This is a genomic window from Lactonifactor sp. BIOML-A5 (assembly GCF_009677585.1).
Lineage (GTDB): Bacteria > Bacillota > Clostridia > Lachnospirales > Lachnospiraceae > Lactonifactor.
On the sequence record NZ_WKYV01000018.1, the window covers coordinates 19,468 to 42,230 of the forward strand.

Consider the following 22,763-nt stretch of genomic DNA (forward strand, 5'->3'; position numbering starts at 1 on the left):
ATATCATCTCCTGTCTAGCCGGCAGTATAGGTAAGTTCGTAGTGCTCTCCGTCTTCTATAGGAGTCTGGTCAGCGGAAGTGTTCAGCATTTCCCCGTCCTTGGTGATACACCACCAGTCTGTGCCCTCTACTGACTCCCCGTCAGCTGCGGTAATGAAGAGACCATATTGACCCTCCTCCCCTTCCACAAGCTTTTCTTCTGTGATCACTTCACCCAGATATTCTTTATCTGTGTGGTAGACAAACTCTTTGGAGGTTCCGTCCTTATGGACAACCTCAACGGTAACTTCTTTACTTCCCTGGGAGGTCTTAGGCTTCATAGAACTGCTCAGCAAAAACAGTGCGCCTATAAGTACCAGCAGGGTGATGGCGGCTGTCAGTATCTGCGCTTTATTCGGCTTCTTTTTTTCAGTCATAAACATACCTTCCTTCCTATCCTTTATATTTGTTCTATATTGTCTGCAAAGCCATGGCATCTTTCACATGACGGATGAAGAGCTGGCGGATCCCGGGGTATTCCCCAAGGCCTTTCAGGACAGAGGAGACTGTAAAGCCAGCCTTTTCAAACTGACAGCGCCAGGATTCAGGATCGTCGCTTGCCATATCATTTCTGGCATGGTCCCCTGCCACAATCATAAACGGAGCCAGTACTACCTTTTGGGGCTGGTATTCTTTCACCATTCGAAGAAGGCTTTCCATGGACGGGTAAGCCTCTACGGTGCCTAAAAAGAAGTTTTTGTATCCGTGGTCTTTAAACTGATAGTCCAGGGCCGCATAGATTGCGTTGGAATAATGAGTGGTCCCGTGCCCCATCAGTACCAGCACCTCATCTTCCGGAAGCGCAGAGAATTCGTCCACAATGGACTGAATTACTGCAAGGTTATCTTCCTCTGCGGTCAGGAGTGGTGTACCGAAAGTGATAGTGTGGAAGTCTTCCTGATAGGAGAGTGCATCCTCCTTCATCAGGTCATTTTCAATTCCATTGATTACGTGGGTGGGCTGGACAATGACATCCGTAATCCCGTCTTTTCTCATAAGCTCCATGGCTTCCTTTACATTTGGAATTATGAGGTTGTCCCGTTTGGCCAGCTTTGCAAGTATCATTTTACTGGTCCATGCCCGGTAAATTTTATGGTCCGGGAAGGCTTGGGCGATGTCGGCTTCAATGGCATCAATGGTTACTTTTCTTGTCTCTTCATAGCTGGTGCCGAAGCTGACGACTAAAATTGCTTTGTTGGTTTCGCGGTTCATAAGGCGGCTTCCTCCGTAAAATGTTTTTTCATTTATATTTTCTATGTAGCCTTCCAGTGTTTTCAGATCTCTGGGAAGGGGAAGAGAGGGTTTTAAGATTCCTTTCTTACATAGACTCTCAAACAGCTGCAGTACAGCCGGCTGTTCCAGGTTAGTCATGGCCAGTGCAGTGTGGTTGGTAAAGACCTCCAGAGGCGAACCATGTATCAGGACTTTACCCTCGTGAAACAGGGCGATTTCATCGGCCCATTCCAGGGCATAATTTACATCGTGGGTGGCCATTAAGACGGTGATTCCATTTTCCGTCAGCTGATTTACAATCTTATTTACCATGGTGGTATGCCTGGGATCCAAAGCGGCTGCCGGCTCATCTAAAATAATGACTTCCGGGTGCATCACAAGAATATCGGCGATAGAGACCTGTTTTTTCTGGCCGCCGCTCAGCGCATGGGTTGGTTTGTGCCGGAAGGGAGTAATCTCCAGGTAGTCAATCACATTCTCTACTTCTTTTTTGGCTTCCTCCTCTGAAACTCCAAGGTTCAGGATCCCAAAAGAGATTTCCTGGTAGACACTGGCGGAAAAAAGCTGATTGTCCGGGTCCTGAAAGATAATTCCCACCTTGCTCCGGAGCTTTAAAAGCCCCTCACGTGAGTAATCAAAAGGTTCTCCGTTCAGGTACAATTTACCCTTCGCAGGGCGGTTAATCCCATTGCAGCAGAGAAAGAAGGTGGACTTTCCGGAGCCGTTGGCACCCATAAATGCCACTTTCTTTCCCCGCCGGATCTCAAGGGAGAGACCGTTTAAAGAGTGGGTATTTTCATCATCATAAGAAAAGTACAGGTCTTCTGCTTTCAGAATAATATCATTCATATATGTAATCTCCATATCGTAACGCCGAGCAGGAAGCATTCAAACAATACAATATATATTATTTCGTTGGCTTTCGGCGGATAATTTTCGTTCAGAACTCTGAGTTTGCCGTCATAGCATCTGGATTCCATGGCATCGTACAGGGCATTGGATTTTTTCATGGCCCGGATAAGAAGAACGGAAGCCAATGCCCCGAAGGATTTCAGCGACGTTTTAAAGTCTTTATTACCCAGGCGGGAATCCTGAGCGGTGGAGATAGCAGAGGATATCTCCATTAAAACAAAGATAAAGCGGTAGATCAGCATCATCAGCTCAATCACCAGCTCCGGACAGTGTATTTTTCGCAGTACGAGAAGAATGTCTGTCATAGGAGTGTTCAAGGAGAGAAAGTACAGGCAGGAGACACTGGCGAGAGCTGTTGCTATGAGCTGCACGGCAAATGCCAGAGATGCCCGGCTGCCTGTTATATAATAGCTTCCTACGGAAAGAGCGAACGCGTCCAGGGGAGTCCTGGATATATTTACAATAATGGCAAGTGTACTTAAGAATAAAAATGCCAGAGGAATCATGAGAAGTTTCCGATAACGAGAAAGTGGGATCCCCCCTTTCTTAACAGTGAGAATCCCATTTGCCAATAATACCAGAAGTGCCACAGCAATCGAACGGCTGACAACGCAGAAAAGCAGCGTGATAATAGAATATATGAATTTTTCGCTTGCATTTACGTACCGTAATTTCGAATAATAGCAAAGCTTATCTATGACAATCATGATAAAATTCCTTTCTCGTCAGTGGGTTATTGTCTGCCCAATTCCTTCTGCAGCTTTTTCCTCTCTACAAACCGTCCCATAAAGAAAGACAGGATGCCCACGCCGATTCCGGTCTGAAGGCAGAAGATAAGACTCTCTACTTCACCGGGGAGCTCGCCTCCCAGCATACTCTCCAGCACAGGTGTAAACCAAGGTTCGTATTCTCCGTGAATCTCTTCAATCATCTGACTTCCCGCATCGTCGGAACCTCCAAACTCAGCACCCTTTAATGCAAATAAAGGTACAATGGCGATGAGTGCCGCCACAATCAGCAGGATGACAACGGTTTTTGTGTTTTTACTCATGAGCTTTTCCCTCCTTGATAAATCCGATAGACTTCAGCTCCGGCAGTGCAAATGATTCCAGACCAATCATAATGATTACGGTCAGAATTCCCTCGATCACTGCGAGAGGCATTTGGGTTGGTGCGAAGATACCCAGGAACTTTACTGCAGAGGCAGCGATACCGCCCTGTTCAGAGGGATATGCCACAGCCAGCTGTATGCTGGTAACGCAATATGTAAACAAATCACCCAGGCAGGCAGCCAGGAAAATAGATACTTTCCGGTTTACATTTAACTTCTGGCAGAGCTTGTAGATGCCGTAAGATACAAAAGGTCCGGCGATTGCCATGGAGAATGTATTGGCTCCCAGGGTCGTGAGTCCTCCGTGTGCCAGCAGAATTGCCTGGAAGAGCAGTACAATGATCCCCAGAATGCTGACTGCGGACGGGCCGAACAGGATAGCGCCCAGGCCGGTGCCTGTCATATGGGAACAGCTCCCGGTAACAGACGGAATCTTCAAGGAAGAGATAACAAACACAAAAGCGCCGGACATAGCCAGAATCGTCAGAGCCCTTCTGTTTTCCCTCAAAGTCTTTCGAATGGAAAAGAATCCCGCAATTACAAAGGGAACGCAGATCACTCCCCATGCGATACAGAATGTTGCCGGAAGATAGCCTTCCATAATGTGCATAGCACTTACCACCGGTGTGATACCAAAGCAGAGGGCAAATGCGGCAGCCAGTGTTACAACTTTTTTTTGCTTACTTGTCATTTTTCTTTCTCCTTTTCTCAAGTTGTTGTGACATTACTGTAACGTGGTTCAAGAGTAAAAGAAAAGCCCAGTAGCATATACTACTGAGCGTCTGAGAACAGATTCCGGTCTTGATAGGGGCTGGCCCCTGACGGATAAGAACCGTTCTTACACTCAGCCATCGTTCGTAACTAAAGTGCAAATCGCTTGTGACAGGCAGGTCTTCTGACTTAGGGGGTCTTCATTGAATTTCGCCTTCCCAGTTATCCCAGTGACATAAATGAAATTCAACTCGTCCCATACAGCGGCGTGACCGTGTGAGCTTTTACTCACTTTCCTATTAACCCGATTGCTCAGGACCATATCACACTCAATTTTAGCGGAATACTCCGCATACCGAAGATCTGAATCTGGCATTGTCAGATCTGCGGACCTATTGTCATTCTATACTTTCGATAGTAATTTGTCAATAACTATGACCCATTCTTTTCCACCCCAGTACCCTCATTGGCTGGCCTTTACAAATTTCTATTTGATTTTTCTCACTCATATGCTATTATGAAAAAAGATTGACACAATAAGAGAATCAGGAGAAGGATATACTATGGGAATATGTATGCTGGGTATTGACCACAACCGAGCCTTACTGGATGTGCGTGCCCTTTTTTCATTTACCAAAAAGAATACTGCTGAGGCGCTGGAAGTACTCAGGGAAAAAGAAGGAATCCTGGGCTGCATTATTTTATCTACCTGCAACCGCATGGAGATTTGGGCCAGCACCGTGGAGGACTGGGACGGTTCCCTGTACGACTGCCTCTTGGAGTTAAAGGGAGCAGAGTCTGGTAAGTACAGAGAGTATTTTGTGGAGCGTAAGGAGAAAGAAGCGGTAGAACATCTCTTTTACCTGACCTGCGGTCTGAAATCACAGATTTTGGGAGAAGATCAGATTCTGACTCAGGTAAAGGACGCGCTGGCTCTGGCCAGAGAGAACTTCACTACAGACAGTGTGCTGGAGGTGCTCTTCCGGATGGCTGTAACGGCGGGAAAAAAGGTGAAGACAGATGTAACATTCTCCAGAGGGAATTCCTCTGTGATTCATCAGGCCATTACCATGCTGGAGGATGAGGGATTCCGCCTTCAGGACAAAACTTGTATGGTAATCGGCAACGGAGAGATGGGGAAAGTTGCGGCTCAGGCGCTTCGGGAAGCAGGTGCATACGTGACGGTAACGGTCCGTCAGTACCGCAGCGGTATTGTAAGTATTCCCCAGGGCTGTGCCCGGATTAACTATGGAGAGAGAATGGACTATCTTCCCCAGTGTGATCTGGTGGTCAGCGCTACGGCAAGCCCTAATTATACGTTAAAAAAAGAATTGTTTCAGGAGGCAGTGCTGCCCGCAGATCTGCGGATTATTGATCTGGCGGTGCCGAGGGATGTGGAGCCGTCGGTAGGGGAACTCCCTGAGATTACACTATATGATATGGACAGCTTCCGTATGGAGGGAACGCCGGAGGAGCTTTCCCAGAGTCTGGAACAGGCGGGAGAGATTCTGAACACACAGATGGAGGAATTTTATTCCTGGCTGGAAGGTCGGGATCTGATTCCGAGGATTCAGGAGATTAAGGCAGATGCGGTGCAGGATCTGAATCTCCGTATTCTGAAGATTCTGAATAAAACTCCTATGGAGGAAAAAGACAGGGAAAAGCTTTTGCATACTATTGATACGGCGGCGGGCAAAGTGGTGAACAAAATGATATTCGGACTGCGGGACACGCTTGAAAAGGAAGCCTTTTTGGAGTGTGTGGCAGGATTGGAGAAGGTGTACGATGATTAATCAGGAAAAACCATATTTCCCCATGTTTGTAGATCTGTCGGAAAAGAAAATCCTTGTGGTCGGAGCAGGAAAAATAGCGGCTCGAAGGATTCAAACCCTGCTCCCTTTTGCCGGGGAGATACAGGTGATTGCCCCCAGGGCGGAGGCAGCAGTGGCAGAAATGGCAGAAAAAGGGATGATCCAGTATGAGGCCAGAGAGTACGAAAGAGAGGATTTATATGATGCCTGTATTGTCATAGCAGCCACAGACCGGGAACAGGTAAATAATGAGATTTACAGTGTCTGCAAATGTATGGGCATTCCGGTCAATGTAATCAGTGATAAACAGAAATGTGATTTTTATTTTCCGGGAATCGTCCAGAGGGATGAGATTGTGATAGGCGTCAGCGCCAGCGGAAAGGATCATAAAAAGGCGAGAAAAATGCGGGAGGATATCGCCGCATTTTTACGGGAAGAGGAGAAGGTATGAGTAAAAAAAGGATCGTTGTGGGCAGCAGAGAGAGCAAGCTTGCTGTCATTCAGAGCGAAATGGTAATAGAGTATGTGAAGGAAGCGTACCCCCAGGCTGAGGTGAGTCTTCTCACCATGAAAACTACAGGAGATATTATTCTGGACCGCACACTGGACAAAATCGGCGGTAAAGGTTTATTTGTAAAAGAACTGGACAAAGCCTTGATGGAGGGACGAAGCGACCTGTCTGTGCACAGTCTGAAGGATATGCCTATGGAGATTCCGGAGGAACTGCCTATTGTGGCGTTTTCCAAAAGGGAAGATCCCAGGGATGTCCTGATTCTTCCGGTGGGAGAGACAGAGATTCCGGAGGGGAAGCCCATCGGGTGCTCCAGCCAGAGAAGAACCCTTCAGCTGAAGGAATTATTCCCGGATATTCCCTGCAAAAGTATCCGGGGAAATGTTATTACCAGGCTTTCCAAACTAGACTCGGGGGAATACGGGGCACTGGTTCTGGCGGCAGCAGGGGTAAAGAGACTGGGGCTTGAGGACAGAATCAGCCGGTATTTTGAACCTGAGGAGATGATCCCTGCGGCCGGCCAGGGGATTCTTGCAGTCCAGGGCCGTGCGGAGGAGGATTATTCCTATCTGGACGGGTACCGGGATTCGGAAGCCACCTGCGCGGCGCTTGCGGAACGGGCATTTGTGCGGTATCTGGACGGCGGGTGCTCTTCCCCGATTGCAGCACATGGGGTGGTAAAAGAAGGGAGAATAACGCTCACAGGTCTGTATTACTGTGAAGAGACAAATACATACAGAAAAGGCAGAATGGAGGATTCGGCCGAACACGCGGAAGAACTGGGAATTGCACTGGCAAGAACCCTGAAGGAACAGACAGGAGGTACACAGTAAATGACAGCAGGCAAAGTATGGTTAGTTGGAGCAGGACCGGGAGACATCGGGCTCTTTACGGTAAAAGGGATGGAAACCTTAAAAAACGCTGAGGTAGTGGTCTATGACAGCCTGGTGGGCCAGGGAGTTCTTTCCATGATTCCGGATACCGCCAGATGTATTAATGTGGGAAAACGGGCGGGGCACCACACCATGCCTCAGTGGCAGATTAATCAGGTGCTTCTGGATGAGGCTAAAAAAGGATACCGGGTGGTGCGTCTGAAGGGCGGGGATCCCTTCCTCTTCGGGCGCGGAGGAGAAGAACTGGAACTTTTAAGGGAACATGGAATCCCCTACGAAGTGGTTCCCGGAGTCACCTCCCCCCTATCGGTTCCGGCCTATAATGGAATACCTGTCACCCACAGGGACTACTGCTCTTCCCTGCATATTATCACAGGCCACAAAAAAGCGGGAGAAAGCTATGACATTGATTTTGAGGCATTGGTGCGCACCGGAGGAACTCTGGTATTTCTTATGGGGGTTACAGCCCTGGCAGATATCTGCAGCAGTCTTCTCGGCGCAGGGATAGACCCTCAGATGCCGGCGGCAATTCTTCAAAAGGGTACCACCGCAGGGCAAAAACGGATTGTTGCCACGGTATCTACCCTGAAGCAGGAGGTAGACAGGCAGGGAATAGAGACACCGGCAATTATTGTAGTGGGCCGGGTGTGCGAGTTGGCAGAAAAGTTTGCCTGGTATGAGGAACTCCCGCTTTTTGGATTCAAGGTCCTGGTAACCAGGCCCAGAGATCTTATCTCTTCCATGGCTGCCAGACTCCGCAGAAAAGGCGCGGAGGTGCTAGAACTTCCCGCCATACGGACAGAAGCGCTGGAGAATCAGGAACTTCTCATCCGTGCATTTGCGCGCATGGACACTTACGACTGGATTGCTTTTACCAGCCCCACCGGCGTAAAGGTTTTCTTTCAGGAGATGAAAAAGGCCAGGATGGATATCCGCGCTCTCAGCAGAGTAAAGATTGCCGCCATCGGGACAGGAACAAAGAGAGAGCTGGAGGAACGGGGACTGTTTGTGGATCTAATGCCGGAGGTATACGACGGGGCTTCTCTTGGGGCTGCCCTGGCAGAGGCCTGCCGGGGAGGGGAGCATATCCTGATTCCCAGGGCTAAAATTGGAAATCATGAGATCCTGGAGGAACTGGAGAAAAAACAGAACCTGGTCATCGATGATATTCCAACGTATGATACCCTGTATGAAACCTCCGAGATTATTGATGAGAAGAAAGAATTTGAGATGGGTTCCATTGACTGTGCTGTGTTTACCAGCGCCTCCACGGTAAAAGGATTCGCGGAGGCAACGCCGGGTCTGGACTACAGCCGGGTTACGGCTGCCTGCATCGGAAAGCAGACAAAAGCAGCAGCGGACCGCTACGGAATGCAGACCTATATGGCAGAGAAGGCCACCATTGACAGTGTAATTGATTTGGTTATAAACTTAAAGATGAAAAAGGGGTGCTGAAAACATGGAGATGATTAAACGACCAAGAAGATTAAGAGGAAATGAGGCAATCCGAAAAATGGTCAGGGAGACCAGAATGGATAAAAGCTCTCTGATCTATCCGCTGTTCGTAATAGACGGGGAAAACATTGAGGAAGAAATCCCATCGATGCCGGGACAGTATCGATTCAGCGTGGACCGGCTGCCCTATGAGCTGGAGCGTCTCACCAAAGCCGGGGTGGAAAACCTGATGTTATTTGGAATTCCCGCCCATAAGGATGAGATGGGAAGTCAGGCATATGCAGAGGATGGAATTGTTCAGCGCGCACTCAGGGAAGGGAAAAAACAGTTCCCCGGTCTCTATTATATTACGGATGTATGTATGTGTGAGTACACGTCCCACGGCCACTGCGGTGTGCTCTGCGGTCAGGATGTTGAAAACGATGCCACACTTGAACTTCTGGCAAAAACTGCGCTGTCCCATGTGCAGGCCGGAGCTGATATGGTTGCGCCTTCTGATATGATGGACGGCCGTATCCTTGCGCTCAGGAGATGTCTGGACGGCAATGGCTTCAAGGAGACCCCTATCATGTCCTATGCAGTGAAATATGCCTCTGCCTTCTACGGACCATTCAGAGACGCCGCGGGTTCAGCGCCGTCTTTCGGGGACAGGAAAAGCTATCAGATGGATTTCCATAACAGAAAAGAGGGAATGAAAGAAGCGCTTATGGACGTGGATGAGGGCGCTGATATTATTATGGTAAAACCGGCGCTTTCTTATCTGGATGTTATCTCAGAGGTATCTAAGGAAATCAATCTTCCCATCGCTGCCTACAGTGTGAGCGGGGAATATGCTATGGTAAAGGCTGCGGCTAAGATGGGATATATAGATGAGGCTAAGATTATCTGTGAGATGGCGGTCAGCACTTACCGGGCTGGGGCGGATATCTATCTTACGTATTTTGCAAAAGAACTGGCCGGATATATGGCCGAAGGGAGAATTGGATAATGACAAGATCACAGGAATTATTTCAGAGAGCGGTTAACTATATTCCCGGAGGAGTGAACAGCCCTGTGCGCGCCTACGGGGCCATCGGAGAGACCCCGCGCTTTATACAGGGAGCGGTGGGAAGCCGTATATTTGACGCGGACGGCAATTCTTATATTGATTTCATCGACTCCTGGGGGCCTATGATTTTAGGGCACAACAATGAGGCGGTCAAAGAGAGTGTGATCAAGGCTTGTGAAAACGGCTTAAGCTTTGGATGTGCCACAGAAGTAGAAGTGGATATGGCGGAATTTATCTGTGAGCATATCCCCACCATTGATATGATCCGAATGGTAAACTCCGGTACAGAAGCGGTGATGAGCGCAATTCGCACTGCCAGAGGATATACCGGAAAGAATAAAATCATTAAATTCGCAGGCTGTTATCACGGCCACAGCGATGCGATGCTGGTGAGCGCAGGCTCAGGGGTTATGGCCAGCGGCGTTCCAGACAGTGCCGGTGTGCCGAAAGGATGTACAGAGGATACCATGCTTGCCATCTACAACGATCTGTCCAGTGTGGAGGCACTGATGAATGAATGCCGGGATCAGGTAGCCGCAGTAATTGTGGAACCGGTGGGCGCCAATATGGGAGTGGTGCCTCCCGCAGAGGGATTTCTCCAGGGACTTCGCAGGCTTTGCGATGAGCACAAAGCGCTGCTGATTTTTGATGAGGTAATCACAGGATTCCGTCTGGCCTTTGAAGGGGCTGCAGGATATTTTCATGTGACACCGGATCTGACCACATACGGCAAAATCATAGGTGCAGGCATGCCTGTGGGAGCCTACGGGGGAAGAAGAGAAATCATGGAGATGGTATCCCCTGTTGGTCCGGTATACCAGGCAGGTACGCTGAGCGGCAATCCTGTGGCCATGGCAGCAGGGCTGACACAACTGAAAATTTTGTATGAACATCCGGAAATCTATACAAACTTAAGAGATAAGGGAGAAAAACTGTACGGCGGCATCCGTGAGATTCTGAAAGAAAAGGGGGCTCCCTGTGTCATGAACTATATTGGTTCCCTGGGATGTGTATTCTTTACAAGAGAGCCTGTCACAGACTATGCATCTGCAAAGACTGCAGATACAAAGGCGTATGCAGAGTATTTCAAACATATGCTGCGTTCGGGCATTCATCTGGCGCCGGCTCAGTTCGAAGCCATGTTCCTGTCAGATGCCCACACAGAGGAAGATATACAAGCAACATTAGAGGCAGTCAGAAGGTTTTTCTGACAGATTCCCTTTAGGGGACGGGAGGAATGGTATTCTCCCGTCCCCAAGTGATTTTACCGGCAGAGAGGAGGCAGAAAATGGAAGAACAATTTGTATTTGCGGGACTGATTCTCTGTCTGTTCATCACTGTGATTACTGTGATGGCCAGAGAGAACAAAAGGCAGAGAGGGCAAGTCAGAGATAAAATAAAAGAAATGTGGGGGAATATACCAAAAAAAGAGTATTCCAGGGATCTACTGGACTCCATATCCCATTATTTCATGCGCCGGGAAAGCAGGGAAAGCGGCTTTTTTCTGGATGATATTACCTGGAACGATCTGGATCTGGACAGAATCTTTATGCTAATAAACCAGACCATGTCATCTCTGGGGGAAGATTATCTTTACTATATGCTGAGAAAACCGGAATTTGCGCCGGAGAACTTACAGGAACGGCAGCGCCTGGCAGATTATTTCAGGGGACATCAGGAAGAGAGAGTGCGCCTGCAGCTTCTTCTGGGAAATCTCAAGCGTCTTCCCACGGTCTCGCTGTCAGATTCCCTGTATGTACTCACAGATGCCAAAGAACATAAAAGAAGAAAGCACATCGCCTGTGCGCTTTTGATGATCCTTAGTATTCTGGTTATGATTGTCATCCCAAAATATGGAGTCTTTCTCATGCTGGGCATGATGGTTTTTAATGTGATTCAGTATCTTTTCAGCAAACAGGAGATCGAGACCTATCTGTCCTGCATCCGGAGCATTATGAGACTCCTGGAAGCGGCAAAAGAAACCTCTAAGCTTCCTATGCCGGAGCTGTCGGAGTATCTGGAGCGGATAAAAAGGGCCAGAAATGAACTTGGGCAGTTCAGCAGAGGCGCGGGGCTTGTAATGAACAGAAGTGACGCGGGCGGCGGTCTGGAAACGATTATTCTGGACTATATCCGCATGATCTTTCATGTAGACATGATAAAGTTTAACAGTATGCTCAAAGAACTTCAGAAACACTTTGGAGCGGTGGAAACACTGATGGAGACGTTTGGGTTTCTGGACAGCTGCATCGCCTTGGCCTCTTTCCGGGAGGCTATGCCCTATACCTGTATCCCCCAGTTTGAAGAGCCGGGGAAGCGTGCCGCCATGGAGGTGACAAATCTGTATCATCCTCTCATCAAAGAACCGGTTGCCAACAGTATTTCCGTAGCAGGAGGAACCCTGGTTACCGGCTCCAATGCCTCCGGGAAATCAACGTTTTTGAAGAACGTTGCCGTGAATGCCATCCTGGCACAGACGATTGGACTGTGTGTAGCCACAGAATACAAAAGCTGCTATCTGCGGGTAATGACTTCTATGGCACTCAGGGATGACCTGCAGAGCGGTGAGAGCTATTATATTGTGGAAATCAAGTCCCTGAACCGGATTTTAGAAGCCACCCGGGAGACTACACCGCTGCTCTGTGTGATTGACGAGGTGCTGAGGGGAACGAATACCATTGAGAGAATCGCTGCATCCTCCAATATTCTGGCAGCTCTGTGCCGGGATCACGTCCTTTCCTTCGCGGCAACTCATGACATTGAGCTGTCCTATATGCTAAAATCGCTGTACACAAATTATCATTTTGAAGAAGAGGTCAAGGAGCACGATGTAGTCTTCAACTATCTGCTGAAAAAGGGCCGGGCCACCACCAGAAATGCCATCCGGCTTCTTGAGATGATAGGCTATGACCAAAAGATAATAGAGAACGCCAAACGGGCGGCTGAAATTTTTGAGAAAAAGGGAGCCTGGGCTCCTGTGAAAAAAGAGGAGGGGCAATGTTAGTAAAAATATATACAGACGGATCCGCCAGAGGAAACCCTGACGGGCCGGGAGGATACGGGACAGTCCTTCACTATACAGACAGTAAGGGACAGCTTCACAAGCGGGAATACTCCCAGGGATATAAGCGAACCACCAATAACCGGATGGAGCTGATGGCTGCCATTGCAGGCCTGGAGGCGCTGAACCGTCCCTGCCGGGTGGAACTGTATTCAGATTCCAAATACCTGGTGGATGCCTTCAATCAGCACTGGGTTGACAGCTGGCTGAAAAAGGGCTGGAAACGGGGAAAGAATGAACCCGTAAAAAATGTGGACCTTTGGAAACGGCTGTTAAAAGCAAAGGAGCCTCACCAGGTAACATTCATCTGGGTCAAAGGCCACAACGGCCATGAGGAGAATGAGAGATGTGACTTTTTGGCCACCCAGGCCGCTGATTCCGGGGATCTCATCGAAGACACGGTGCAAGAATTTGGCTTGAAATAGGCGTTATCCTATGATATGATTAACGACAGAAAATATTGCGTCCGACAGGATATGATTCATATAGAACTCCGAAAAAAGGACCAAGGATGAAAACAGGAGGTAATAACAACGTGCAGAAATATGGAGTAAATGAACTTCGTAAAATGTTTTTAGAATTTTTTGAGAGCAAAGGACATTTGGCAATGAAGAGTTTTTCTCTGGTGCCTCACAATGACAAGAGTCTGCTTTTGATCAATTCTGGTATGGCTCCCTTAAAGCCGTACTTTACAGGAGCTGAGGTTCCGCCGAGAAAAAGAGTGACAACCTGCCAGAAGTGTATCCGCACTGGAGATATTGAGATAGTAGGAAAGACAGCCCGCCACGGTACATTCTTTGAAATGCTGGGCAATTTTTCCTTTGGAGATTATTTTAAAAAAGAGTCCATCGCGTGGACTTGGGAATTTCTTACGGAAGTGATCGGCCTGGAACCGGATCGCCTCTATCCCTCTATCTACCTGGATGATGAAGAAGCCTTTGAGATCTGGAATAAAGATATCGGAATCGCACCCGAGCGCATCTTCCGCTTTGGAAAGGAAGATAATTTCTGGGAGCATGGGGCAGGTCCCTGCGGTCCCTGTTCCGAAGTTTATTACGATCGCGGGGAGAAGTTCGGCTGCGGAAAACCAGACTGTACCGTAGGCTGCGACTGCGATCGGTATATGGAAGTGTGGAATAACGTATTTACCCAGTTTGACAATGACGGAAACGGAAATTATACAGAGCTGGATTATAAGAATATTGACACCGGTATGGGGCTGGAGCGTCTTGCAGTGGTGGTGCAGGAGGTGGATTCTATCTTCGATATAGATACCATAGAAGCCCTGCGGAACAAGGTCTGTGAGATTGCCAAGGTGACCTATAAGGAGAATGAAGAGCAGGATGTCTCTATTCGTCTGATTACTGACCATATCCGTTCCACGACTTTTATGATCTCTGACGGAATTATGCCTACAAACGAGGGACGAGGCTACGTCCTGCGCCGTCTGATCCGCCGGGCGGCCCGCCATGGCCGTCTCCTTGGAATCGAAGGCCGTTTCCTTGCAAAATTAAGCGCCACCGTCATCGAAGAATCCAAGGACGGATATCCGGAGCTGGAGGAAAAAAGAGATTTTATCTTTAAAGTCCTGAACCAGGAAGAAGAGCAGTTTAATAAAACCATTGATCAGGGGCTTCGTATTCTTGGAGAATTAGTAGATAAGATGCAGGCAGAAGGAACCAGGGAACTGTCCGGGGAAGATGCATTCAAATTATACGATACCTATGGATTCCCCATTGATTTGACAAAGGAAATCCTGGAGGAAAAGAATTATACCATAGACGAAGAAGGATTCCGGGAAGCAATGGAAGAACAGCGTCAGAAGGCCAGAAACGCCAGGGAAGTAACCAACTATATGGGGGCTGACGCGACCGTATATGACAGCATTGATCCTACCGTCACCACCGTATTTGTGGGATATGATAAATTAGAATACGAATCAGAGGTAACTGTTCTCACCACAGAGGCGGAGCTTACAGATGCCCTGACAGACGGCCAGAAGGGGACAATCTTTGTAAAAGAAACTCCTTTCTATGCAACCATGGGCGGCCAGGAAGGTGATACCGGTACCATTACAGTTGGAGATACCATCTTCCAGGTAGAGGATACCATCAAACTGCTTGGAGACAAAGTGGGCCATGTGGGTCATATCGTCAAAGGGATGATTAAGACAGGAGATAAAGTAACCCTCAGAGTATCTCCCAAGGGGAGAGCCAATACTTGTAAGAATCACAGCGCCACCCATCTACTTCAGAAAGCGCTGAAAACTGTGCTGGGAGCTCACGTAGAGCAGAAAGGTTCTCTGGTAACCCCCGACAGACTCCGTTTCGATTTTGCTCACTTCCAGGCTATGACCCAGGAAGAACTGGATAAAGCAGAAGCAATCGTAAATGAAGAGATCCAGAAGGCACTTCCGGTGGAAACACAGATTATGAGCCTGGAAGACGCGAAAAAAACAGGGGCTGTGGCTCTGTTCGGAGAAAAATACGGCGATGACGTCAGAGTGGTATCCATGGGGGACTATTCCAGGGAGCTCTGCGGCGGAACCCACGTGCCAAATACAAGCGCCATTACTACGTTCAAAATCATTTCAGAGGCTGGTATTGCCGCAGGTGTGCGCCGAATCGAGGCACTGACCGGCGACAGTGTTTTTGCGTATTATAAAAAAATTGAAGAAAAGCTGAAAGATGCCGCGGCTATGCTCCGGACAACTCCGGGTGAGGTTTCAGAAAAAATTGGCCACCTGCAGGCTGAGATAAAGACTCTTCACAGTGAGAATGAGTCTCTGAAGAGCAGGCTGGCACAGGACGCCGTAGGCGATGTTATGAGCCAGGTGCAGGACATTAATGGCGTAAAGCTTCTGGCTGTGGCAGTGGAAGATGTAGATATGAACGGCCTGCGGGACCTGGGCGATCAGTTAAAAGAGAAGCTGGGAGAAGGCGTCGTAATTTTGGCGTCCACTATGGGCGGCAAGGTAAGCCTCTTAGCTATGGCAACCCAGGGAGCTATGGACAAAGGGGCTCATGCGGGCAACCTGATTAAGGGAACTGCAGCCGTTGTCGGCGGAGGCGGCGGAGGCCGTCCAAATATGGCACAGGCCGGGGGCAAAAACCCTGAAAAAGTGCCGGAAGCGCTTGAGACAGCAGCAAATCTGCTGAGAGAGCAGCTAAATTAAAGAAAAAATAAAAAAAAACTTCGAAACAGGTTGACGAATGGGAAAAATCTGCTATAATATTTTTGTGCAGTAAAAAATACCCAGACAGTTGTATTATGCACAATCTACAACTGGAGGGAGGTTAGGTGTGAGACTATGTCAAATGTTATCGTAAAAGAGAACGAGACTTTGGATAGCGCTTTACGCAGATTTAAGCGTAGTTGTGCCAAAGCCGGCATTCAGCAGGAGATTCGTAAGAGAGAACATTACGAAAAACCAAGCGTTCGCCGTAAGAAAAAATCTGAAGCCGCTAGAAAACGTAAATATAATTAATGTGCAGTAAAAGTCCTTGGCTTGTTGCCAGGGACTTTTTTACAGAGGAACGGTGCGGGTATGAAGAAATTAATCAAACTAGTTTTTAGCCGGATATTCGTAGTAGCTCTGGCCATTCTGCTGGAATTGGCGTGGATTGCCGCTCTGGTCTGGGGGATCAGTGCAATCTCTACCCATGTGGCAAGAATTATTTCAATTTTAAGTCTGTTTTTGGTATTGTGGATTGTAAACAAAAAAATCAATCCTTCTTATAAATTAGCCTGGACGATACTGATTCTGACCATCCCCTTTTTCGGGGTAACCATCTATTTTCTGTTTGGTAAGTCCAGAATTGCAAAAAAAATGTCCAGGGAATTTCAGTATGTTTTAAACCGCATATCCGATCTGATTCAGGAGGATCCTGAGGTCCGCGCCGAACTGGAGGAAGAGGACAAAGGCATCTCCAACCAGTCTCAGTATATCAGAGATCATGCGGGCTTTCCCGTTTATAAAAATACAATTACTGAATACTATTCCGTGGGAGACGATATGTTCCCAGCGATGATCGAGGAATTAGAGAAGGCGCAGCACTTTATTTTCCTGGAGTATTTTATTATAAATGACGGCCGTATGTGGCAGACGGTTCTTGAGATCCTGGAGAGAAAAGCGAAAGAGGGAGTGGATGTCAGATTGATATACGATGACATGGGCTGTGCAACCACACTTCCCTATCACTTTTATAAACAGCTTCAGTCAAAGGGTATCAAGTGCGCTTCCTTTAACCCTTTGCGGCCCATTCTGAATATCATACTGAATAACAGGGACCACAGAAAAATATTGGTAATAGATGGGCATACGGGCTTTACAGGGGGTATTAACCTGGCCGACGAGTATATCAATGAAAAGGACAGATTCGGCCACTGGAAAGACACAGGAATTATGCTGAAGGGCGAGGCGGTATGGAACTTCACGGTTATGTTTCTGCAGATGTGGTGTGTGATTACGAAAATGAAGTGTGACTTTAAGGAGTATGAGCCTCACGTGTATCATCCGGGCCCCTTTGCCAGCGACGGGTTTGTCCAGCCCTACAGTGACACACCTCTGGACGAAGAGATTGTGGGGGAGAATGTCTATCTGAATATTATCAACCGGGCGAAAAAATATATTTATATCTGTACCCCGTATCTGATTATAGACAATGAAATGATGACAGCTCTGTGTCTGGCATCGAAGAGCGGTGTAGAGGTGACGATTCTGACTCCTGGTATTCCAGATAAAAAAATGGTATTTCTGCTGACCCAGTCCTACTATGAACAGCTGCTGGAAGCAGGGGTAAAAATTTACGAATATACCCCCGGATTTCTTCACGCAAAATCATTTGTGTGTGACGACGAGGTAGGCGCAGTGGGAACCGTAAATATGGATTACAGAAGTCTTTATCTCCACTTTGAATGCGGTACCTGGATGTATAAGAGCAATGCCATTATGCAGATTAAGATGGATATGCTCGGTATGCTGCCAAAGTGTAAAGAGATCACACTGGAATTCTGCAGGAACAGAAATATTGTTGTTCGGGGAATGCAGAGTATACTGCGGCTGTTTGCGCCGATGCTGTGATGATCTTAACGAAATTTTAACATTTCTTTAATTTGCAGATGGATTGCTGGTATTTTACGGAGGTCTATGATAAAATGACCAGGTAAACTAACACCGTCTGCATTTTTAGATAGAAGGGAGTAGTTTTATGTGGACAAGAACTTTATTTAATACGGACTTATATCATATCGTTCACTGGTTCCTGATTTATAGTATACTTGGTTGGATTGTAGAATCTATCTACATGTCTGTATGCAATAAAAAACTGACTAACAGGGGGTTTGTGAAAGGTCCTATCTGCCCTATCTACGGCGTGGGGGCATTAACCGTCTATTTTCTGCTGAGACCTTTCTCAGGTGATTATTTTCTCCTCTACGTCCTTGGATGCGCCATACCTACAGCGCTGGAATATCTGACCGCCCAGCTGATGCTCTCCGTTTTCGGAGAAGTCTGGTGGGATTACTCGGAAAAGCCTTACAACTACAAAGGTATCCTCTGCCTGGAGAGCAGCATTGTTTGGGGCTTTTATACGGTATTGCTATTCGTTTTTCTGCAGCGGGGCGTGGAAGCAATCGTAAACAGCTATCCCTTTTCCGTGGGAAGAGTGGTAGGCTCCATCGTACTGGCAGGTTTTATTATTGATTTTATACATAGCCTGTACAATGCAAAGAGAGATGTACTCCCGGGAAGTTTCGGAGAATTAAAAGACTCTATAAGGGAATTCTGCCAGAGGTAAGAGAGGGACTGCCGATTATGACAAAGAAGGCAAACTGCGAATGCTGCGGGAATTATGTATATGACGAAGAATATGGATATTATGTTTGGGAGATGGATTTAGATGAGGATGAAATGCTCCGGTTTTTAAAAGGGACGTTTGGGAACTGTCCTTATTTTCAGTATCAGGATGAATACCGGATTGTTCGGAGACAGATGTAGGATAGGAGAAGGACTGCTTTGAGTGGCGGTCCTTTTTTAGTTGTGAGGGGACGGTGATAGGATGCTCTTGGCGGTGGGCTGGCTGGTTCGGACGGGAGGGAGGCTTAAGTCCCGCGGACACCTCCGTCGCGAAGAGAGTCTAAGACAAAACCGGAATTCCCGCCGGAGCACCGTTCGTATGGTCAAAGAATGCTTTATGTGCATTCTCTGCCCATGCTCACTTTTTTTCGGCCCTGACTGCCGAAAAAATCTCCTGCGGGAATCCCGGCTTTGTCTAAGACTCTCTAGTCACTCCTGCGGAATCGTCCGCGGAACTTAAGCCTCCCTCCCGTCCGAACCAGCCAGCCCACCGCCAAGAGCATCCTATCACCTGAGTATGGGAAAGCTCAGGGGGAGGTTTTTGTAGAACGAGGAACGAGTTTGTTTATAAGTGAGAATGAGGTTGTAATACTTTGCCGGAGAATATACAATAAATGTGAAAATACTGAAAGGAGCAGGTATATGAGAAATAGATATGTTATGGCTCAGTAGTCTGAGTTTAAAATAAATACGAATCGTTAAGCTCAGATGAATCCCCATAGTAACAGGAGGATTACAATGAGCTATGTTAGAGCAGAGGATATTCTGCCCAAAGAATTAATAGAATCTATTCAGCAATATGTAAGCGGAGAAAGTATATACATCCCATGTAAAGAGAAAAAGATCTGGGGAAGCCAGACCAAGACAAAGCAGTATTATGAAATACGAAATCATGAAATATGCAAAAAGCATAGCATAGGGTTTTCCATAAAAAAACTTGCCAATGAATATTCCTTATCAGAAAAAAGCATCCAAAGAATCATACGAACTACTATCTTTACGGATGAGGCTGCCCCATGAAAGTGTCTTCTCTAAAGGTGTATCATCACTGTGGGGGATGCAAAAAAACGCAGGAGTTCATTAATTCAGGGAAATTCAGAGTAAATGCAAACGGTAATAAAGTAGATGTATGGCTTATATACAGATGTAAAAAATGCAAACATACCTGGAATTTAACAATTTACGAAAGGATAAAAGCCTCAAAAATAACGCCCGCAGAGTATACATTATTTATGGAAAATGATTTTAGTCTTGCTGCCAGATATGGAAAGGATATAAATTTTTTGACGAGGAATAAAGCTGAATTCAGGTAGGATGGTAAGCCGGATAGTGTGCTATCCGGCTTTGTGCTACTTTGAAGTGGAACTGTTTTTCAATGCCGAATACCCCATCCAGACCATCCAGACATACGCACAAGTTTTTGGGATCATCAGTGCGCCGATGGGCGGTATCTTGCCGGCTAAAAGTACCACCGGCAGGTAGCAGGCAAAGCTGATGGCAATGGCAAGCCACATAAAACGGAATGCCTGATCATGAGTTTCCTTTGCCTTTTTGTAGAACAGAACTAAAACAATCACTCCAAGTATTGAGAATGGAATGTTTCGGTAGATGCCCCAGCTCAGTGGCGCGTCGGGACTCATCCAACGGTTTTGAGGGAAGAGACACAGCAGGATTCTCAGGAAGGCCAGTACGTAGACTGTAATGCGCAGAGAGGATACGGGAGTCTGCCGGTAACGTATCTCCCAGATATGATAGAGGAGTACGTAAAATATGGTCATTGTAATGGAGGTTACTGCCTGCCCAAACCCCAGAGGGGCGAAAGCTGCGTCCAGCCCTACGGTATGCATTGCCCAGACTCTGGGAACCAGATGAAAAGCATCCCCGCATCCTAATATAACGGCCATCAATCCAAAGAGCCAGTATTGGCTTTTCCGGGGCGATGACTGCATCATCTTTCCCCCAATTGTGATTACTGTAATCAAATAAACAATGTCAAATATAGTTTCCCCTAATATCATTGTGAAATCTCTCCTTTCGTTAATGCCGGGTGCGGATATCTTGCAAACTGAAAAATAAAGCTGACTCCCGCAAGCAGCAGGGAAGTCCCCAGTCCGGTATAAAATACGGCAATAAATGTATCAGATACGATGCCTGAAACGCGAAGACCGATGCCAAACGTCATCATGAAAGCCATAATACCATAAGACTGCTTGTTGAAAAAACGGTAGAAGGGCTGCCGGGATTCCAGATAGCCATGGATTCTCCGGGTATGCTTTTTAACCATTCTTCGAAATACAAGAAAGTGGAACAGCAAAAGTATTGTAAAGCTTGTGACAATCATCCACAGATTCCAGACAGGAACTCTGGCTGTCACGCCGATTCGGAAGATATTAATTCCTGCTCCAAGCCAGACTAAGCCGGCAATTAAAAGTAAAAATTTTTTGTGTATCATACACTGCCTCCTTTTGATGAACAATGTTCATATTGACGATTATAACAGCGGATCCTTATGAGAGTATCAGTACAGGATCCGCTGCAGGGTTTTTACAAAAAAGGTACAGTCCTTTTGACCTGTCCTCAGCATCTGGACCATATGCCAAAATACAAAATCTATAAATTCATCCTTCGGATATTCCTCTGACCAGACTGTTGCAGGGATTGACGGATCTGAAGAGAGTACCTGCAACAGCAGAGACTTCAGATGTCTGAAACATTGAAGTTCCAGTTCTTTTCCCCGTTCCTTGTCTTCTGGTGCCATGGTCTCCATCTGTGTCAGCCATTCCCTCTGAAAATTAGACAGACTGACATTCATCTGATAGTAAAACTGTTCCACATACTTTGTAAAACAGCAGTCTTTTACATGAATATCCTGTAACATGGAACTGCTCATTTCCCAAAAATGGGACACGACCGCAAAAATCAAATCAGCTTTGGTGGGAAAATAATTGTACAGTACTCCCACAGAAATAGAACACTTATGTGCTATATTTCGGATGCTGACTTTATGAACTCCCTCTTCCCGGGCGATTTCCAAAGCGGCAGCAACAAGCTCTTCTTTGGAAGTAACGTTTTTATTCAAGTCTTCACCTCCATATGAACAGTGTTCATTATATGCCTTTCTCTCTTGTTTGTCAAGACGCTTTTTCTTATTCTCTGTCTTACTGCATACCTTGCCAATCCGTCAGGTTTCCTGTATACTTAATTTGACTGTTACTATAAGTTAGAATTCAGCCGTTCTCTGTGAAATTACCGAGCATGGAAGAAACGACCGGGAGGTAGAAGATTATGTTTCATATTTCCAATTTTACTGACAATGATGACATTAAGACACTGGCGTCTCTTGGACCCTTTACAGTAATTGAATATGAGCGGGATCTAAGCGTTATGCCCAGTGACGCGCAGACTGCTTATTTCTGCAATGCAATGAATGTACGTAAACGACAGGTGGTCTGCGATCTCAGCAGAGCAAATATTACTCTGCAGGCGGGTGCTATGCAGTGGATGGTGGGAAATGTCAATGCTACCACAGGCATCAAAGGCGTAGGTGACCTGTTCGGTAAGGCGGTGCGGGGCAAGGTGACCGGAGAATCCGCCATCAAGCCAGAGTATACAGGAGATGGTATTCTAGTTCTGGAGCCTACATACCGGCATATACTCTTGTTGGATCTTCAGGACTGGAATGGCTCCGTGGTTCTGGATGACGGGCTCTTTCTGGCCTGTGACGCCAAACTGAAGCATAAAGCAGTGATGCGCTCTAATGTATCCTCTGCAGTTGCCGGGGGTGAGGGATTGTTTAACCTGGGAATCAGCGGGAGCGGAGTACTTTGCCTGGAATCGTCCTGTCCCAGGGAGGAGCTGGTTGAGATTGCATTGGAAAATGATGTCTTAAAGGTGGACGGTAATATGGCCATTGCCTGGAGCGGCAGCCTGGACTTTACCGTAGAGCGTTCCGGAAAAACACTGGTTGGATCGGCAGCATCCGGGGAAGGACTGGTGAATGTATACCGGGGTACCGGAAAAGTCCTGCTTGCGCCGGTAGAAAAGGGAATTGCCTAATGAATAAGTGAAGAAGGCCCTGCACGTCTGGTGGATTTACGGACGTACAGGGCTTTTGAGATCTT

The 22,763-nt window shown here is 47.2% G+C and carries 24 protein-coding genes and 1 riboswitch; of the genes, 16 read left to right on the forward strand and 8 right to left on the reverse strand.

Annotated elements, in window-relative coordinates; all coding sequences use genetic code 11:
• Positions 1 to 14 precede the first annotated feature (14 nt).
• The 5 genes from GKG41_RS14595 to GKG41_RS14615 are packed head-to-tail and all read right to left on the reverse strand — an operon-like array spanning position 15 to position 3,986.
• Positions 15 to 416: a DUF4430 domain-containing protein gene (locus tag GKG41_RS14595; protein WP_154259860.1), complete on the reverse strand. Its 402-nt coding sequence runs from the start codon at positions 414 to 416 to the stop codon at positions 15 to 17.
• Between the two features lie 34 nt (positions 417 to 450).
• Entirely contained in the window at positions 451 to 2,121 is a 1,671-nt protein-coding gene (locus GKG41_RS23930; protein ID WP_154259863.1) for a sirohydrochlorin cobaltochelatase, read from the reverse strand.
• Positions 2,118 to 2,891, reverse strand: coding sequence for a cobalt ECF transporter T component CbiQ (gene cbiQ, locus GKG41_RS14605; RefSeq protein WP_154259865.1), 774 nt, complete (start codon positions 2,889 to 2,891; stop codon positions 2,118 to 2,120). Before cbiQ ends, GKG41_RS23930 begins: the two co-directional genes overlap by 4 nt.
• A 26-nt stretch (positions 2,892 to 2,917) precedes the next feature.
• Positions 2,918 to 3,235 carry a cobalt transport protein CbiN gene (locus GKG41_RS14610; RefSeq protein ID WP_072853529.1) on the reverse strand — a complete coding sequence of 106 codons (318 nt, stop codon included), beginning with the start codon at positions 3,233 to 3,235 and terminating at the stop codon, positions 2,918 to 2,920.
• Entirely contained in the window at positions 3,228 to 3,986 is a 759-nt protein-coding gene (locus tag GKG41_RS14615; RefSeq protein ID WP_072853531.1) for an energy-coupling factor ABC transporter permease, read from the reverse strand. The genes GKG41_RS14610 and GKG41_RS14615 overlap by 8 nt, the downstream gene beginning before the upstream one ends.
• Before the next feature lie 176 nt (positions 3,987 to 4,162).
• A riboswitch (cobalamin riboswitch) is annotated at positions 4,163 to 4,344 on the reverse strand.
• A 225-nt stretch (positions 4,345 to 4,569) separates the two neighbouring features.
• Between GKG41_RS14615 and hemA the strand changes: the two genes are divergently transcribed.
• From hemA to GKG41_RS14690, 15 genes are all read left to right on the forward strand, one after another.
• A complete protein-coding gene (gene hemA, locus GKG41_RS14620; RefSeq protein WP_154259867.1) occupies positions 4,570 to 5,799 on the forward strand; it encodes a glutamyl-tRNA reductase in 1,230 nt (409 codons plus the stop codon).
• Positions 5,792 to 6,268 (forward strand): bifunctional precorrin-2 dehydrogenase/sirohydrochlorin ferrochelatase, encoded by a 477-nt coding sequence (locus tag GKG41_RS14625; protein WP_154259870.1) that lies wholly within the window; start codon positions 5,792 to 5,794, stop codon positions 6,266 to 6,268. Before hemA ends, GKG41_RS14625 begins: the two co-directional genes overlap by 8 nt.
• Entirely contained in the window at positions 6,265 to 7,161 is an 897-nt protein-coding gene (hemC, locus tag GKG41_RS14630) for a hydroxymethylbilane synthase (protein WP_154259873.1), read from the forward strand. Before GKG41_RS14625 ends, hemC begins: the two co-directional genes overlap by 4 nt.
• Positions 7,162 to 8,676, forward strand: a complete 1,515-nt coding sequence (cobA, locus tag GKG41_RS14635) for a uroporphyrinogen-III C-methyltransferase (protein WP_154259875.1) — start codon at positions 7,162 to 7,164, stop codon at positions 8,674 to 8,676.
• Between the two features lie 4 nt (positions 8,677 to 8,680).
• Positions 8,681 to 9,664 carry a porphobilinogen synthase gene (hemB, locus tag GKG41_RS14640; protein ID WP_154259877.1) on the forward strand — a complete coding sequence of 328 codons (984 nt, stop codon included), beginning with the start codon at positions 8,681 to 8,683 and terminating at the stop codon, positions 9,662 to 9,664.
• A complete protein-coding gene (hemL, locus tag GKG41_RS14645; protein ID WP_154259880.1) occupies positions 9,664 to 10,935 on the forward strand; it encodes a glutamate-1-semialdehyde 2,1-aminomutase in 1,272 nt (423 codons plus the stop codon). The genes hemB and hemL overlap by 1 nt, the downstream gene beginning before the upstream one ends.
• A 77-nt stretch (positions 10,936 to 11,012) precedes the next feature.
• Entirely contained in the window at positions 11,013 to 12,728 is a 1,716-nt protein-coding gene (locus tag GKG41_RS14650; protein ID WP_154259882.1) for a DNA mismatch repair protein MutS, read from the forward strand.
• Positions 12,722 to 13,210 carry a ribonuclease HI gene (gene rnhA / locus GKG41_RS14655; protein ID WP_154259885.1) on the forward strand — a complete coding sequence of 163 codons (489 nt, stop codon included), beginning with the start codon at positions 12,722 to 12,724 and terminating at the stop codon, positions 13,208 to 13,210. The genes GKG41_RS14650 and rnhA overlap by 7 nt, the downstream gene beginning before the upstream one ends.
• Positions 13,211 to 13,296: 86 nt before the next feature.
• Positions 13,297 to 15,960, forward strand: coding sequence for an alanine--tRNA ligase (alaS, locus tag GKG41_RS14660; RefSeq protein WP_154259887.1), 2,664 nt, complete (start codon positions 13,297 to 13,299; stop codon positions 15,958 to 15,960).
• A 135-nt stretch (positions 15,961 to 16,095) separates the two neighbouring features.
• Positions 16,096 to 16,272: a 30S ribosomal protein S21 gene (gene rpsU, locus GKG41_RS14665; protein WP_004222305.1), complete on the forward strand. Its 177-nt coding sequence runs from the start codon at positions 16,096 to 16,098 to the stop codon at positions 16,270 to 16,272.
• A gap of 60 nt (positions 16,273 to 16,332) precedes the next feature.
• Positions 16,333 to 17,868 (forward strand): cardiolipin synthase, encoded by a 1,536-nt coding sequence (gene cls / locus GKG41_RS14670; protein ID WP_154259890.1) that lies wholly within the window; start codon positions 16,333 to 16,335, stop codon positions 17,866 to 17,868.
• 127 nt (positions 17,869 to 17,995) lie between these two features.
• Positions 17,996 to 18,583, forward strand: a complete 588-nt coding sequence (locus GKG41_RS14675; protein ID WP_154259892.1) for a putative ABC transporter permease — start codon at positions 17,996 to 17,998, stop codon at positions 18,581 to 18,583.
• Between the two features lie 17 nt (positions 18,584 to 18,600).
• Positions 18,601 to 18,783 (forward strand): DUF6472 family protein, encoded by a 183-nt coding sequence (locus GKG41_RS14680; RefSeq protein WP_154259895.1) that lies wholly within the window; start codon positions 18,601 to 18,603, stop codon positions 18,781 to 18,783.
• Between the two features lie 597 nt (positions 18,784 to 19,380).
• Positions 19,381 to 19,662 carry a CD3324 family protein gene (locus GKG41_RS14685; RefSeq protein WP_154259898.1) on the forward strand — a complete coding sequence of 94 codons (282 nt, stop codon included), beginning with the start codon at positions 19,381 to 19,383 and terminating at the stop codon, positions 19,660 to 19,662.
• Positions 19,659 to 19,955, forward strand: a complete 297-nt coding sequence (locus GKG41_RS14690; RefSeq protein WP_154259901.1) for a DUF1062 domain-containing protein — start codon at positions 19,659 to 19,661, stop codon at positions 19,953 to 19,955. Before GKG41_RS14685 ends, GKG41_RS14690 begins: the two co-directional genes overlap by 4 nt.
• A gap of 36 nt (positions 19,956 to 19,991) precedes the next feature.
• On the opposite strand, the gene GKG41_RS14695 is transcribed toward GKG41_RS14690, so the two are convergent.
• The 3 genes from GKG41_RS14695 to GKG41_RS14705 all read right to left on the reverse strand — a co-directional run bounded on the left by GKG41_RS14695 (position 19,992) and on the right by GKG41_RS14705 (position 21,721).
• Positions 19,992 to 20,660: a hypothetical protein gene (locus tag GKG41_RS14695; RefSeq protein WP_154259903.1), complete on the reverse strand. Its 669-nt coding sequence runs from the start codon at positions 20,658 to 20,660 to the stop codon at positions 19,992 to 19,994.
• The gene (locus tag GKG41_RS14700; RefSeq protein ID WP_154259906.1) at positions 20,657 to 21,094 is read right to left on the reverse strand and encodes a hypothetical protein; all 438 of its coding nucleotides are present in this window, start codon (positions 21,092 to 21,094) and stop codon (positions 20,657 to 20,659) included. The genes GKG41_RS14695 and GKG41_RS14700 overlap by 4 nt, the downstream gene beginning before the upstream one ends.
• A gap of 66 nt (positions 21,095 to 21,160) precedes the next feature.
• A complete protein-coding gene (locus GKG41_RS14705; protein ID WP_154259908.1) occupies positions 21,161 to 21,721 on the reverse strand; it encodes a TetR/AcrR family transcriptional regulator in 561 nt (186 codons plus the stop codon).
• Between the two features lie 206 nt (positions 21,722 to 21,927).
• On the opposite strand from GKG41_RS14705, the gene GKG41_RS14710 reads away from it, so the two are divergent.
• Positions 21,928 to 22,698 carry an AIM24 family protein gene (locus GKG41_RS14710; RefSeq protein WP_154259910.1) on the forward strand — a complete coding sequence of 257 codons (771 nt, stop codon included), beginning with the start codon at positions 21,928 to 21,930 and terminating at the stop codon, positions 22,696 to 22,698.
• Positions 22,699 to 22,763: the final 65 nt, after the last annotated feature.

What these genes read in the sequence shown, in the direction of transcription:
- GKG41_RS14595 (WP_154259860.1), bottom strand. Translation starts at nt 416, where the DNA reads ATGACTGAAAAAAAGAAGCCGAATAAAGCGCAGATACTGACAGCCGCC.
- GKG41_RS23930 (WP_154259863.1), bottom strand. Translation starts at nt 2,121, where the DNA reads ATGAATGATATTATTCTGAAAGCAGAAGACCTGTACTTTTCTTATGAT.
- cbiQ (WP_154259865.1), bottom strand. Translation starts at nt 2,891, where the DNA reads ATGATTGTCATAGATAAGCTTTGCTATTATTCGAAATTACGGTACGTA.
- GKG41_RS14610 (WP_072853529.1), bottom strand. Translation starts at nt 3,235, where the DNA reads ATGAGTAAAAACACAAAAACCGTTGTCATCCTGCTGATTGTGGCGGCA.
- GKG41_RS14615 (WP_072853531.1), bottom strand. Translation starts at nt 3,986, where the DNA reads ATGACAAGTAAGCAAAAAAAAGTTGTAACACTGGCTGCCGCATTTGCC.
- hemA (WP_154259867.1), top strand. Translation starts at nt 4,570, where the DNA reads ATGGGAATATGTATGCTGGGTATTGACCACAACCGAGCCTTACTGGAT.
- GKG41_RS14625 (WP_154259870.1), top strand. Translation starts at nt 5,792, where the DNA reads ATGATTAATCAGGAAAAACCATATTTCCCCATGTTTGTAGATCTGTCG.
- hemC (WP_154259873.1), top strand. Translation starts at nt 6,265, where the DNA reads ATGAGTAAAAAAAGGATCGTTGTGGGCAGCAGAGAGAGCAAGCTTGCT.
- cobA (WP_154259875.1), top strand. Translation starts at nt 7,162, where the DNA reads ATGACAGCAGGCAAAGTATGGTTAGTTGGAGCAGGACCGGGAGACATC.
- hemB (WP_154259877.1), top strand. Translation starts at nt 8,681, where the DNA reads ATGGAGATGATTAAACGACCAAGAAGATTAAGAGGAAATGAGGCAATC.
- hemL (WP_154259880.1), top strand. Translation starts at nt 9,664, where the DNA reads ATGACAAGATCACAGGAATTATTTCAGAGAGCGGTTAACTATATTCCC.
- GKG41_RS14650 (WP_154259882.1), top strand. Translation starts at nt 11,013, where the DNA reads ATGGAAGAACAATTTGTATTTGCGGGACTGATTCTCTGTCTGTTCATC.
- rnhA (WP_154259885.1), top strand. Translation starts at nt 12,722, where the DNA reads ATGTTAGTAAAAATATATACAGACGGATCCGCCAGAGGAAACCCTGAC.
- alaS (WP_154259887.1), top strand. Translation starts at nt 13,297, where the DNA reads ATGAAAACAGGAGGTAATAACAACGTGCAGAAATATGGAGTAAATGAA.
- rpsU (WP_004222305.1), top strand. Translation starts at nt 16,096, where the DNA reads ATGTCAAATGTTATCGTAAAAGAGAACGAGACTTTGGATAGCGCTTTA.
- cls (WP_154259890.1), top strand. Translation starts at nt 16,333, where the DNA reads ATGAAGAAATTAATCAAACTAGTTTTTAGCCGGATATTCGTAGTAGCT.
- GKG41_RS14675 (WP_154259892.1), top strand. Translation starts at nt 17,996, where the DNA reads ATGTGGACAAGAACTTTATTTAATACGGACTTATATCATATCGTTCAC.
- GKG41_RS14680 (WP_154259895.1), top strand. Translation starts at nt 18,601, where the DNA reads ATGACAAAGAAGGCAAACTGCGAATGCTGCGGGAATTATGTATATGAC.
- GKG41_RS14685 (WP_154259898.1), top strand. Translation starts at nt 19,381, where the DNA reads ATGAGCTATGTTAGAGCAGAGGATATTCTGCCCAAAGAATTAATAGAA.
- GKG41_RS14690 (WP_154259901.1), top strand. Translation starts at nt 19,659, where the DNA reads ATGAAAGTGTCTTCTCTAAAGGTGTATCATCACTGTGGGGGATGCAAA.
- GKG41_RS14695 (WP_154259903.1), bottom strand. Translation starts at nt 20,660, where the DNA reads ATGATATTAGGGGAAACTATATTTGACATTGTTTATTTGATTACAGTA.
- GKG41_RS14700 (WP_154259906.1), bottom strand. Translation starts at nt 21,094, where the DNA reads ATGATACACAAAAAATTTTTACTTTTAATTGCCGGCTTAGTCTGGCTT.
- GKG41_RS14710 (WP_154259910.1), top strand. Translation starts at nt 21,928, where the DNA reads ATGTTTCATATTTCCAATTTTACTGACAATGATGACATTAAGACACTG.